Here is an 11,209-nt window from a genome sequence, read left to right as displayed (position 1 = left end):
TTGCGCGTGCGCTTCGTTGACAGGTCCAACCCAAGGCCCAGTTGCGTCATCAGCATTCCCCTTAACTATCCCTCTTCCAGGATAGTTCACACTTACGTCAACGCCAGGACTTTTGCAGACCTTCCCTAGCGGCTATTCGGGTAGACTAGGGCAATGGTGGCTTGGGGTCGAAGAGCGGCCGCAAGTCTTCGTCTATGTGTAATGTGCGAGAATCGTGTGTCGTTATTGATCATCGCATGATCTTTTCGCCTCCCAATACTCCCACCCAATACGAATGCCCGTTGGAACGCCTATCCCTGCGCCTAGTGTGTCTCCAGTCGATCTGGACGGCAACGAAGCACCCGGCATCCACTACATCCTGTCCGGCGAGGTCGCGCGTAACGTCGGTTACGCAAGCCGTGGGACCTTTGTGCGGGCGTTTCGCGAAGTGTTCGGCACCAGCCCGCTCGAGTATCGATCAAGCGCCGAACACGCCTGAAAAGCTGGACGATTTGCACGCTTTGACGGACTTCGTGCGGCGTCCTCCCGTCCATACTGGATAACATCCAACCACGGACAGGAAGTTCGTAATGGCTCTCGAATACATGATCAACAATTCGCCGGTCGGCAAGCTCAAACTCGTTGCGCATGACACCAGGCCGATCGCCATTCTGTGGGACAACGCGCAGGAATTGCGTGAAGCTGGGCGAGATGCAACCGGCCGACGACAATCCGGCGCTGCTCGACGCTGAGTGGCAACTGCGTGAATTCTTCGCCGGTGAGCGCACGCAGTTCGATCTTGATATCGCGATGGAAGGCACGCCGTTCCAGAAGCGCGTGTGGAACGCGCTACTCGACATTCCGTTCGGGGAGCGACGCACCTACCGCGACATCGCGACGCGAATCGGCAACCGTGAGGCAGTGCGGGCCGTAGGCGCGGCAATCGGGCGCAATCCGCTTTCGATCGTTACGCCATGCCATCGCGTGGTCGGCTCGTCGGGCCGCTTGACCGGCTTCTCAGGCGGACTCCCGACCCAAGCCCTGCTGCTCGATACGAAAGATCGGGCAGCACGCGGAATTGCCTGAACGCGACAGGCAACGCCCCCTCTCTATCGGCACCAGGAGTCGGTGCGCAAACGCCGACACCTGGTGCCGATTTCTTTTTCTGGATCTCATCACGACTTTCGCGGATCGACACAAGCGGACTTTCGACGCGGTTTGCCGGACTTTCTGCACTACGTCTGCATCTAGACTTTCCATCAATGCAAACGCGGCCGTACTCAATGCAGACCGCTTCCCTTTTTCGATCAGGAGAATCATCATGACCCGTATTGCACTTCCTACTGACGATCAGATTCCCGCCGCATCACAACCCGTTGTCGACGCTGTGACGAAGCAACTGATGACGACACCCGACCTGTTCCGCATCATGGCGCTAAGCCCGAACGTGCTGAACGGATGGGCCAGCCTGCAGGGCGCGCTCGCGAAGACGCTTGACGCGAAAGTGCGCGATGGCATCGCGCTTGCCGTTTCCCAGATGAACGGTTGCCAGTACTGTCTGTCAGCGCACTCGTATGTGGCAAGCACCCTGGAGAATATCGACGACGACGAAATCCAGCTTAATCGCAAGGGTCAAGCCGGCACACCGAAAACCGCGGCAGCGGTGGCGTTTGCGAAGAAGCTGATGGAAACGCACGGCAAGGTCAGCGAAGACGATCCGCGCACCGTACGAGCCGCAGGCTTCACCCATGCCAATATCGTCGAAATCATCGCACTCAGCGCGCAATCCATGTTGACGAATTTCGTCAACAACGCGTTCGAGACGGAGATCGATTTCCCGGTCATCGAAGTTGCGATCGGCTGAACCGAAGTGTCCGGGAGCCCGCAACGACTCCCAACTGCTATCAGGAGCCCGTCATGTCACGCACCATTACTGAAAAACGCGCCGCCTTTCGCGCATTGCATGCATCTGGCTGCTTCATGCTGCCAAATCCTTGGGACACGGGCAGCGCCCGCTACCTCGCGAGCCTTGGTTTCCAGGCGATTGCGACCACCAGTTCCGGTTTCGCGTGGTCGACCGGTCGCGCAGACAATCACGTGACGCGCGACATCATTCTTGCGCATCTGCGCGACATGGTTGCGGCAACCGATCTGCCAGTGAACGCCGACTTTGAAAACGGCTTCGGAGATACTCCGGCCGACGTCGCTCAAAGCGTGAAGCTGGCGATTGATACAGGAGTCGCCGGCCTTTCCATCGAAGACTCCACCGGAAATGCCGAAAGCCCACTGTTCCCGCTAGAGGTAGCCGTCGCACGGCTGGAAGCGGCACGGCAGGCAATCGACGAGAGCGGCGGTGATACGCTGCTGATTGGTCGCGCGGAGAATTTCTTTGTTGGGGTGACCGACATGAACGATACGTTGACACGGCTCAAGGCTTACGCGGCAGCCGGCGCGGATTGTCTGTACGCCCCCGGTATCCAGACACGCGAACAGATCGAAGCCGTCGTTGCCGCCGTCGCGCCCAGGCCAGTGAACGTGTTGATCGGCTCGCAGTCCACGCTTACGCTGCAAGACCTGGCCGCGCTCGGCGTACGGCGCGTCAGCGTCGGCGGTGCGCTAGCGCGGGCTGCGTGGGGTGGCTTCATGCGGGCGGCGCAATCGCTCGCCAACGGACGCTTCGATGGGTTCGCCGACGCTGCCTCAGGCGCGCAGTTGAATGCGCAATTTCTCGACGGCGCTTAAAGATCGTGGTCCGCTCGAACTCTGTCTATTTCCAAGGAGAACATCATGGCCCGTGAAATCATTCGTGTAGAACCACTGTCGAGCTGGCTGGAGCGCTGGAAGGCGCCGACATCCGCCATTACGCGTCATGGCGACACGATCTACGTATCAGGTTTCCCGCCTTTCGATCCGCAGACCGGCGAAGTACTGGATGCACCGATAGACCAGCAGACCGAGCGCGTGCTGGAACAACTGAAACTGTGCGTAGAGACGGCGGGGTCGTCGCTCGATCAGGTGCTGAAGTGCAACGTCTACTGCACGTCGGTAACGATGTTCCCGGTCATCAACGAGATCTATGCGAGATTCTTCGGTACGCAGCCACCGGCACGGATTTTCGTCAACGTTCCGGCGTGGCCTGGACATTTCGACATTGAAATTGATTGCGTCGCAGCGGTATGAGCAACGGTAAAGGGCCGGACGAGTGGACCGCGCTGCTCGATCGCCGGCCATCGAGCCGCTCCGGGCCGCAGGCAAACTGGGGGTGGTGCATTTCCAGTTTGCGCCCTGGGTCGTCAGCAATCCGGACGGCCGCGCGCACGTCGATCACTGCGCTGACCAGATGGAAGGCTTCACTGTCGCTGCGGAATTCCGACACCGCTCATGGTTTAGCGAAGCGGCGGCTGCTGGAACGCTTCAGATCGAGCGCTCGCGCCATCTCGTCAACGTCATCGTCGACGAACCTCAGGATTCCGGGAACAGCGTGCCCCGCTGTATGGGACGGCCTCGCTATCGTGCGTCTGCACGGCCGGAATCAGGAGACGTGGAACGTCAAGGATGCCAAGGCCGCGAGTGATCGCTTCAACTATGACAATATGGAACAGCGTGCCGCGGTCGATCGCGACATGCACTTTCTGATAGTAGAGTAGCGACTCTGCTATTTGACCAGCTGTTACCGGTGCCCCCTTTCAGCCCTTCGCAAAACAACGTGTTTGAACATGATTACCCTTAACCCGGCTTGGTATCGTTGAGTGGGATTTTATCCGGCTAATCGCCTGGGCTATGACGCTATTGCCCAGCCAAATCCGCGCCCGGCCGATGTTGAGAAAGCGCCGTTATGTCGAAGCGATCGAGCCATTTACACAGTCCGGCAAACTTGGTGCAGTGCACTTCCAGTTCGCGCCGTGGGTGGTAACAACGCAGACGGTCGTGCACACGTCGAACACTGCGCGGATTTGATGGAGGGTGATACGGTTGCTGCGGGGTTCCGTCACAAGTCGTGGTTTTTGCAGAAAGCGCGCGACGTTACGCTGGCGACCGAACGCGAGCGAGGTCCAGTGAACGTCGTGATCGACGAACCCAACACAACCGCAAACTCCATCCCCGCGGTATGGGAAGTGACCAATCAAAAGCCATTGCCCAACCTCGTCCGGAAAGTGCATTTGCGCGCCAGGTGCCGGCGCACCATTCGTGCAGCGCTAGCAGCTGCAAGTGGTGGCCCACGTTCCCACGCATTGAAGACCCTCCTCATTCGCTGCTAATTCTTGCCTCGCACAATGCGCCTGTCAGCCAAAGATACCTCTTCAGCAGAGACAACAGGAGTGCATCATGGACTACAGGACCTTCGCTTTGGTGGCGGCATCGTCGGCCGCTCTGGTACTTTCCGTCGGCACCGCAGAGGCCGCTCAAGGCTGCGGCCCGGGCGGATGGCGCAATGTATGGGGGCAATGCCGTTACGCCGCCCCCGTGATCGTCGAACAGGCGCCCGTGGTCTATGCCGCCCCCGCAGCGCCCGTTACAAGCTATGCCTGCCCTGCCGGGTCATGGTTAGGCCCGTGGGGACATTGCCGTAACACGCCCTTCCATGGCCGCCTGCCCAACGGCATGTATCAATAAGGCACCACGCCGGCTCAGCTCAGTCGGAGGCTGACACGCCCTGAGCCGGATGACCAGGCATGACGGTCCATCCCAGACCGCGGACATTGCGGATTACGCCCTGGCCAAACTTCTTGCGGACCGAATGAATCAGCACGTCCACCGCATTGCTCTCGACTTCTTTCCCCCAGCCGTACAGCTTGTCCTCGATCTGGCTGCGCGAAAAGATGGTGCCGGGATGCTCCAGAAACGCGTGCATCAACGCGAATTCCCGCGCCGAGAGCGGGCTTTCCTTGCCACCGAACGTGAGCGTGCGCTGGTCGAGGTTCAGGCTGATCGTATCGTCGCCGAGTCGTGACACGGCATAGCCGGCCTTACGCCGCAGGACCGCACGGATGCGCGCCAGTAATTCGCCGACTTCGAATGGCTTGAGCAGATAATCGTCTGCGCCGATATCCAGTCCTTCAATGCGCGAGTCGAGATCATCGCGTGCGGTAAGTATCAGGACGGGCACCGTATTTCCGTCAGCGCGCGCCGATCGCAACAGTTCGACGCCCGATACGCCCGGCAAGCCGAGATCGAGGAGAACCACGGTATAACCGGTATCGCTTATCGCCTGTCGGCCTGCCAGTCCATCGCGCACCCAGTCCACGCTGTAACTCGCGTCCTTGAGAGCGCGCATCAGACTTTGCCCGATCTGCAGATCGTCTTCGACCAGAAGCACTCTCATTTATCACTCCGCTTCGATAGGTGCGTCGTGGGCCTGCGGCACGCTCGCTCAGGTCCTGTCCGTCGAGGGTTCGCCGTAGCGTACCGCCTGGTCCGGGCGTTGATCCGCCAGCGGAAAATAAACCGCCGCGACGATGCCCGACTGGCCATCTTCGCGATTGCGCAGCACCGCGTCGCCACCGTATTTCTGCGTGACCGCCTTCACGATCGACAACCCTAACCCGGTTCCTTCGATGTCCGCATTGGCCCGGAAAAAGCGGTCGAATACGCGCGGCAGCAACGCCGCCGGAATACCCGGCCCGGTATCGGTTACCTCGATCCACACGGCGTTGTTCTGAACACGCATGTTCAGATCGATGGTGCCGCCGTCGGGCGTGTAGCGGACGGCGTTGCCGACAAGGTTTTTCACCGCTGCCGCTACGTCAACCAGGGGCGCCGCGATCTGCGCCGAAATCAGCGTGTCCGCGCCAATATCGATTCCGCGCGCTGCCGCGAGTGGCAATACGCCCGCCACCGCATCGACGACGACGCCAGACGCGTCGACCGGCTCGACGCTTCCCGCCGCCCGCGGCGCGTCCGCCCGGGCCAGCCGGAGCAGTTGGGTAATCAACGCGCCGCTGCGAGCGATCCCAGCGCGCAATTCGTTGAACCGCTCCTGATTGCCCGGCACGATATGAGGTTGAAGATTGTCCGCCTGCAAGCGCAGCGCGGTCAGCGGCGTGCGGAGTTCGTGCGCGGCATCGGCAATGAATTTTCGCTCGGCTTCGATCGACTGACGAAGGCGGCTGATCATCCGGTTGATCGAATCGACGAACGGCAGCAGTTCCACAGGCACGCCCACCACTGGAAGCGACTCGAGATGGGAAGCGTCGATGGCTTGCACTGCATTGCCGATCTGATTCATCTTGCGCAAAGAAACATGCACGATGAGCAGCACCGCACCGAGGACGAGCGGCAGCAGGACCAGCGTGGGCCATAACGTCTTCAGCGCGGTGTTCCGTTCCAGTTCGTTGCGCACCGACGATCGTTGTGCGATCTGGATCAGCGTGCCCTGGTCCCGCAACGTATAGATACGCCACTGCTCTCCACCGACGCGCCCTGAACTGAAGCCCTCCGCCGCGTCGCCCGGCAACGCAAGAGACGGCTCTGTCGAGCGCAGCGGAATGTCGGCACCGGATTTGCGCACGCTGATGACGATATCGCGTACGGGCTGCGATCCGCGTGCGGGGGTGGCGGGAATCGAATCGGCCAAACCGTTGCGCATGCGCTGCGCTACCTGTTCAAGCCGCAGATCGAGTAGCGCGCTCATGCCTGCGCGGCACAACTGGTACGAACTGACGCCCTGCGCGATCGCCACCAGGCCGATCAACGAGCCCAGCGCGACGGCGAGGTGGTTTCTAAGGGATGGCTTCATTAGCGTTCGCAAAACAGGAAAAGTTGTTTGCAACGTCGTACTCCGCTAATTTTCAACTCATTCTGATGAAGGAATATGGGTCGTGCGGCTCAATGGCCCGCTTTTCAACAGACGGATTGGACCAGATTCCCGTTGTTCGATCTCCCCTCACCTCGCAGCGAAACTGGACCTCATTATGTTCGCATCACTTGATCTGCTCGTGAATATTTCGCTCATGGCGGCAAGCGCGGCCGCAACCGGCTTGATGTTCCTGCTGCTCCTGCACGCTCTGGCATTGCTTCGCACCCGACTCCTGCAGTACGTATGCGTGCAGCGTCAGGATGCCCCTGATGCAATTTCGTCTAGAGCTGGCGGGCAGTTTCAGTGAGGATGCAACGAATTGACCAGTTCGGATACGCCCAGCCACAAGATCTGCATCCCGATACAGAAAATGGCAAAAGCGAATAGCCGCATTGCGACCTGGGTCCCGGACGGGCCAAGTAAGCGCTGAATGTGGCCGGCGAATCGCAGGCAAAGATAAATGCTGATGCAGATCAGGCCTAGCGCGAAACCGACGCCGATGAAGTGGATCGGCTGCAAGCCCGCACGTGGCGAGCCGGTACCGAGCGCAACGGCCACCGAAATGGCGCCAGGCCCAACCGTGACCGGCAAGGTAAGCGGGTAAAAAGACTTTGCGCGAAGCGATTCGTGTCGTGAAGCAATCGCGTCCGGCTTCGCCTCTGGGCTGTCGTCGGGCGCTTGCAGCAGATTCCAGCCCGCCATGGCGATGATCAGACCGCCGGCCACCCGTAACACCGGGATGGAAATACCCAGAAAAGACAACAGGTAAGCGCCGACCGACAGCGAGGCCAGCAGGATCACAAAACTGTTGATCGCAACCCGGCGAGCCATCTCTGCGCGTTCCTCGCTCGATGCGTGCGGAACCAGACTCAACGTAATGAATGCCGCCGCAGGCGGATTGATGATCGGAAACAGCGCCGCGACGATCACCAGGACGGTTCGGGTCAACTCATGGAGCATGGTTCGCATTCCGTGGAGTGCAAGTGCGTCAATGTTCGAGCCAGCCGCGCGTGACGCGCCGCCGGTTCCCGAATCTCGCCGCATTGCATGGCTTCAGGAAGACCCGGAACTCGCTTCCGCACGCTCCAGCGAATTCGTAGCCGGGGCCGGCCTTTCCGAGCTTTATAAATCAAAGTCGTCCGCCAGAAAAGCCCTTTACGCCTTCAACGGAGGCCCAAGAAATTCGACACCCCACTTCGCGCCAAAGTCTCGTAAAGCATCGGGTTCAGGCTCGCCGTTCAACATGACGCTGCGAAACTCCCTGAAGAATGCGGCCGCGTCGAGTCCAGGAGTGATCAGTACCAGCATGCGCGACGTCTCTTTGTCGATGTTCGTAAAACGGTGCGTGCTGCCCGCAGGCCCCACCACGGTTTCTCCCGTGCTCACGATCATGCGATCCCCGTCCACCTCGAACAGGTATCGACCGGTCAGCACATGGAAGATTTCGGTTTCCCGTTCGTGCCGGTGCATTGGCGGCCCGTATCCGGGCGCGTCGGAAGTCTCGATGAGTGTCGCCTTGTTTCCAGTCGCGGTCGGGGCGATGCGTACCTGAACGTTGATGCCGATCGCGGGTATGTCGATGGTGTTGAAATTCAATTGCATGACGTTATGTCTTGAGGTTGTTTATCCGATGGGCGTCCCGTAGGCGTCGAACCGCGGGGTCAACTCGGCGCGACTAAATTCTTTTCGCGCATCCAGCCACGCACTATTTCGCCGATCGCGTCGCTATTGGTGTCGGCCATCAGAGCATGGCTGTTTCCGGCGATTCCGCGTGAAGGCAAATCGATCCATTGCGCATCCACGCCGGCAGCGGCCAGCGCCTCGTACCAGCGCCGCACCTTGGGCACCGATTCGACCCAGAAAGGATGTTGATCCAGGTAATCGCCCCAGACGAAGAGATGCGGGATGCCACCTAAGATCGCTGGATCGCAAGTTTTCGGATCCGGTGCGCCGGACGGCTCGAGCGAGATAACGGCCTTGATGCACTGAGAACTGGTTCTTCCCGCAGCAGCCCCGTGCCGCGCAAGATCGTCACCGATCAGTTGCGCAGCTATCCGGCGGCGCTAGCCGAGATCCCGGAGCTTGCGAATGTGAAGCACGTTTCCGTCAAAGCGGCCGCCCGGCTTAACAACAGCGCAGAGAACAGCCACCAACCAACACGTGAACGCGAGCGGCGCATGCGTGGCTTTCGTTCCCCGAAACGCACACAGAAATTTCTCTCGTGCTTCGGGCCGATTCGGCAACACTTCGCGCTCAAGCGGCATCTGCTGCACCCTTCACTCTTTCGCAAACGACTCGCGGCCCGGTTTGTTGCATGGCGCAAATTCGCTGAACTCGCCCAAAATCCGTCGACGGTTTTCTGACAGTCGTCACACATGCCGTCGTGCCGTCTCACTCTCGGTAAGTTGACAATGCCACTGTGGCTCCAACCTCAGCGCCTCTATGAGCAAGTAGTTCAGCTTGAATGCGATGTTTTCATAAGCCAGGCCCCCGGGCCGCAAGATCGAGATAGAGCTACGTTCGCTATCGGGTTTGCCGGCGCGTGTTCGATCTGTCAGCTATAAGCCGAACCCAAGCCCGGCCGCTCGCCGATCATCATCGATATGCGGCTTTCAGCTCCAGCCTCAAAAGTCACTGGATCCGAAGCGCGTCCTCGCTCGACGTCAGGCAATCCACCAGCACGCGTGCAATGGGAGGCAGTTCGTTCAGCGACCGGACGCATATTTTCAGTTTCCGTTCAGCCCAGTGATCATTGAGGCGGATCATCCGGAAATTCATCCTCTTGGCATGACGCTGCGCCACCGATTCCGGAACGAGTCCGATACCCACGCCCATCTCGATCATCCGGCAAGCCGCCTCGAAGTTGCCGACCTGAATGCGTAGCTTCAGGCGTGCGCCCAACGCATCGGCGGCCGCCGTCATAAAAAGATGAATGGCGCTGGACGTCGGCAAACCCACGAAGTTGTCTTCCAGCGTACTCGCGAAATCGACTCGCTCATGTCCGGCGAGCGGATGGCTTGCGGAGGTCACGAGCAACAGCCGGTCGTCGCGGTAAGGCAACATTTCCAGATGATCGGAATGCACGTTGCCCGCCACGATACCGATATCCGTCGCGCTTTCCGCCACCCCTTTCAGGATCTCGCCGCTCAGCACTTCGCGCAGATCGATGTTGATGTCCGGATGATCACGCAAGAAACCACTCAGCACCTCGGGCAGGAATTCGCTGATCGCGGTGGTATTCGCCCAGATGCGGACGTGGCCCTTGATGCCTTCGCCATAGTCTTGCATGTCACTTGCGAGATGCAGCAAGCGTTCCTGCACGAGCCGCGCGTGATGCACAAAGGCCTCGCCGGCCGGCGTCGGAGTCATACCCAGGCTCGTACGGTAAAGCAGCTTGAAACCCAGTTGTTCTTCGAGATTCTTGATGCGGTTGCTGGCGGCAGGCGGCGATATATGGCAGCGCTCGGCTGCCCTCGCGAGGTTGCGCGTCTCCGCCAAGTGGACGATGAGCGTCAGATCGACAAAATCAAAATGCATGGCGTTTATAGGGCCCGAATAGATGACGTGGTTTGGCCTTAAATATTAACCGTCCTCAAACCACATGTTCACCATTGCTGAATTTCACCGACGGGAAAGCTCTGGCAAAGTGGAACATCCGAAAAGTAAGGAGACTGTCTTGAAGATTCTCGTACCTGTCAAAAGAGTCGTCGACTACAACGTGAAGGTGCGCGTGAAAGCGGATGGCAGCGGTGTAGACATCACCAACGTGAAGATGTCGATGAACCCGTTCGATGAAATCGCCGTCGAAGAGGCTGTGCGCCTGCGTGAGACGGGCGTGGCAACCGAGGTGATCGCTGTGTCGTGCGGCGTGACGCAGTGCCAGGAAACGCTGCGCACCGCCATGGCCATCGGCGCGGATCGTGCGATCCTGGTCGAATCCACTGAAGAATTTCAGCCGCTCGCGGTCGCGAAGATCCTCAAGGCATTGGTCGACAAAGAACAGCCGCAACTGATCATTCTCGGAAAACAAGCTATCGACGACGACTCGAACCAGACCGGTCAGATGCTGGCCGCGCTGGCTGGTTTGCCGCAGGCGACGTTTGCATCCAAGGTGACGGTGGCCGACGGCCGCGTCTCGGTTGCGCGCGAAATCGACGGGGGGTCGGAAACCCTGTCGCTGACGTTGCCCGCCGTGATCACCACGGACTTGCGCCTGAACGAGCCGCGTTACGTCACGCTGCCGAACATCATGAAGGCGAAGAAAAAGCCGATGGAAACCATCAAGCCGGCAGACTTGGGCGTGGATGTCACGCCACGTCTGAAGACACTCAAAGCCGCCGAACCGCCGCAGCGCTCCGCGGGTCTGAAGGTGCCGGACGTGAAGACGCTGGTCGAGAAGCTGAAGACCGAAGCCAAGGTTCTGTGAGGGAGTTG

At 59.6% G+C, this 11,209-nt stretch carries 15 protein-coding genes and 1 pseudogene; 10 read left to right on the top strand and 6 right to left on the bottom strand.

From position 1 onward, the window contains the following. The first annotated feature begins 307 nt into the window (after nt 1-307). From FQ746_RS03890 to FQ746_RS03855, 7 genes are all read left to right on the top strand, one after another. Nucleotides 308-478 (top strand): AraC family transcriptional regulator, encoded by a 171-nt coding sequence (locus tag FQ746_RS03890; RefSeq protein ID WP_186310623.1) that lies wholly within the window; start codon nt 308-310, stop codon nt 476-478. 197 nt (nt 479-675) lie between these two features. Continuing rightward, nucleotides 676-1,065, top strand: coding sequence for a methylated-DNA--[protein]-cysteine S-methyltransferase (locus FQ746_RS03885; RefSeq protein WP_260853878.1), 390 nt, complete (start codon nt 676-678; stop codon nt 1,063-1,065). Continuing rightward, nucleotides 1,058-1,843, top strand: a complete 786-nt coding sequence (locus tag FQ746_RS03880) for a carboxymuconolactone decarboxylase family protein (RefSeq protein WP_313955561.1) — start codon at nt 1,058-1,060, stop codon at nt 1,841-1,843. The genes FQ746_RS03885 and FQ746_RS03880 overlap by 8 nt, the downstream gene beginning before the upstream one ends. A gap of 53 nt (nt 1,844-1,896) precedes the next feature. Then, nucleotides 1,897-2,721 (top strand): oxaloacetate decarboxylase, encoded by an 825-nt coding sequence (locus tag FQ746_RS03875; RefSeq protein WP_144107591.1) that lies wholly within the window; start codon nt 1,897-1,899, stop codon nt 2,719-2,721. Nucleotides 2,722-2,766: 45 nt separating this feature from the next. Next, nucleotides 2,767-3,159, top strand: a complete 393-nt coding sequence (locus FQ746_RS03870; protein ID WP_144107590.1) for a RidA family protein — start codon at nt 2,767-2,769, stop codon at nt 3,157-3,159. 22 nt (nt 3,160-3,181) lie between these two features. After that, on the top strand, nt 3,182-3,553 hold the full coding sequence (locus FQ746_RS03865; RefSeq protein ID WP_313955560.1) for a DUF72 domain-containing protein: 372 nt from the start codon (nt 3,182-3,184) through the stop codon (nt 3,551-3,553). Between the two features lie 752 nt (nt 3,554-4,305). Continuing rightward, nucleotides 4,306-4,593: a GCG_CRPN prefix-to-repeats domain-containing protein gene (locus FQ746_RS03855; protein WP_144107588.1), complete on the top strand. Its 288-nt coding sequence runs from the start codon at nt 4,306-4,308 to the stop codon at nt 4,591-4,593. Between the two features lie 19 nt (nt 4,594-4,612). Here FQ746_RS03855 and FQ746_RS03850 read toward each other — a convergent pair whose 3' ends face one another. After that, nucleotides 4,613-5,302 carry a response regulator transcription factor gene (locus FQ746_RS03850; protein WP_144107587.1) on the bottom strand — a complete coding sequence of 230 codons (690 nt, stop codon included), beginning with the start codon at nt 5,300-5,302 and terminating at the stop codon, nt 4,613-4,615. Between the two features lie 48 nt (nt 5,303-5,350). Beyond that, nucleotides 5,351-6,715 (bottom strand): sensor histidine kinase, encoded by a 1,365-nt coding sequence (locus tag FQ746_RS03845; RefSeq protein WP_144107586.1) that lies wholly within the window; start codon nt 6,713-6,715, stop codon nt 5,351-5,353. Nucleotides 6,716-6,890: 175 nt separating this feature from the next. Here FQ746_RS03845 and FQ746_RS03840 point away from each other — a divergent pair, with 175 nt between their 5' ends. Continuing rightward, on the top strand, nt 6,891-7,082 hold the full coding sequence (locus FQ746_RS03840; RefSeq protein ID WP_144107585.1) for a hypothetical protein: 192 nt from the start codon (nt 6,891-6,893) through the stop codon (nt 7,080-7,082). On the opposite strand, the gene FQ746_RS03835 is transcribed toward FQ746_RS03840, so the two are convergent. From FQ746_RS03835 to FQ746_RS03825, 3 genes are all read right to left on the bottom strand, one after another. Beyond that, nucleotides 7,076-7,735 carry a MarC family protein gene (locus FQ746_RS03835; protein WP_144107584.1) on the bottom strand — a complete coding sequence of 220 codons (660 nt, stop codon included), beginning with the start codon at nt 7,733-7,735 and terminating at the stop codon, nt 7,076-7,078. The genes FQ746_RS03840 and FQ746_RS03835 overlap by 7 nt on opposite strands. Before the next feature lie 195 nt (nt 7,736-7,930). Next, nucleotides 7,931-8,377, bottom strand: a complete 447-nt coding sequence (locus FQ746_RS03830; protein ID WP_144107583.1) for a cupin domain-containing protein — start codon at nt 8,375-8,377, stop codon at nt 7,931-7,933. 59 nt (nt 8,378-8,436) lie between these two features. Next, nucleotides 8,437-8,622 (bottom strand): hypothetical protein, encoded by a 186-nt coding sequence (locus FQ746_RS03825; RefSeq protein ID WP_144107582.1) that lies wholly within the window; start codon nt 8,620-8,622, stop codon nt 8,437-8,439. A gap of 156 nt (nt 8,623-8,778) precedes the next feature. On the opposite strand from FQ746_RS03825, the pseudogene FQ746_RS03820 reads away from it, so the two are divergent. Continuing rightward, a pseudogene (locus tag FQ746_RS03820) lies at nt 8,779-9,138 on the top strand (DDE-type integrase/transposase/recombinase); the annotation flags it as partial. Nucleotides 9,139-9,406: 268 nt separating this feature from the next. On the opposite strand, the gene FQ746_RS03815 reads toward FQ746_RS03820, so the two are convergent. Then, nucleotides 9,407-10,312, bottom strand: coding sequence for a LysR family transcriptional regulator (locus FQ746_RS03815; protein WP_144107581.1), 906 nt, complete (start codon nt 10,310-10,312; stop codon nt 9,407-9,409). Nucleotides 10,313-10,451: 139 nt separating this feature from the next. Here FQ746_RS03815 and FQ746_RS03810 point away from each other — a divergent pair, with 139 nt between their 5' ends. Next, nucleotides 10,452-11,201, top strand: coding sequence for an electron transfer flavoprotein subunit beta/FixA family protein (locus FQ746_RS03810; protein ID WP_144107580.1), 750 nt, complete (start codon nt 10,452-10,454; stop codon nt 11,199-11,201). Nucleotides 11,202-11,209: the final 8 nt, after the last annotated feature.

The organism is Paraburkholderia sp. BCC1886 (assembly GCF_900996245.1).
In the GTDB taxonomy this organism is placed as follows: domain Bacteria; phylum Pseudomonadota; class Gammaproteobacteria; order Burkholderiales; family Burkholderiaceae; genus Paraburkholderia.
The sequence above is the reverse complement of the archived record's forward strand: the minus strand, read 5'-3'. Positions and strand labels throughout refer to the sequence as shown.

What these genes read in the sequence shown, in the direction of transcription:
- FQ746_RS03815 (WP_144107581.1), bottom strand. Translation starts at nt 10,312, where the DNA reads ATGCATTTTGATTTTGTCGATCTGACGCTCATCGTCCACTTGGCGGAG.
- FQ746_RS03850 (WP_144107587.1), bottom strand. Translation starts at nt 5,302, where the DNA reads ATGAGAGTGCTTCTGGTCGAAGACGATCTGCAGATCGGGCAAAGTCTG.
- FQ746_RS03830 (WP_144107583.1), bottom strand. Translation starts at nt 8,377, where the DNA reads ATGCAATTGAATTTCAACACCATCGACATACCCGCGATCGGCATCAAC.
- FQ746_RS03855 (WP_144107588.1), top strand. Translation starts at nt 4,306, where the DNA reads ATGGACTACAGGACCTTCGCTTTGGTGGCGGCATCGTCGGCCGCTCTG.
- FQ746_RS03845 (WP_144107586.1), bottom strand. Translation starts at nt 6,715, where the DNA reads ATGAAGCCATCCCTTAGAAACCACCTCGCCGTCGCGCTGGGCTCGTTG.
- FQ746_RS03840 (WP_144107585.1), top strand. Translation starts at nt 6,891, where the DNA reads ATGTTCGCATCACTTGATCTGCTCGTGAATATTTCGCTCATGGCGGCA.
- FQ746_RS03875 (WP_144107591.1), top strand. Translation starts at nt 1,897, where the DNA reads ATGTCACGCACCATTACTGAAAAACGCGCCGCCTTTCGCGCATTGCAT.
- FQ746_RS03870 (WP_144107590.1), top strand. Translation starts at nt 2,767, where the DNA reads ATGGCCCGTGAAATCATTCGTGTAGAACCACTGTCGAGCTGGCTGGAG.
- FQ746_RS03835 (WP_144107584.1), bottom strand. Translation starts at nt 7,735, where the DNA reads ATGCTCCATGAGTTGACCCGAACCGTCCTGGTGATCGTCGCGGCGCTG.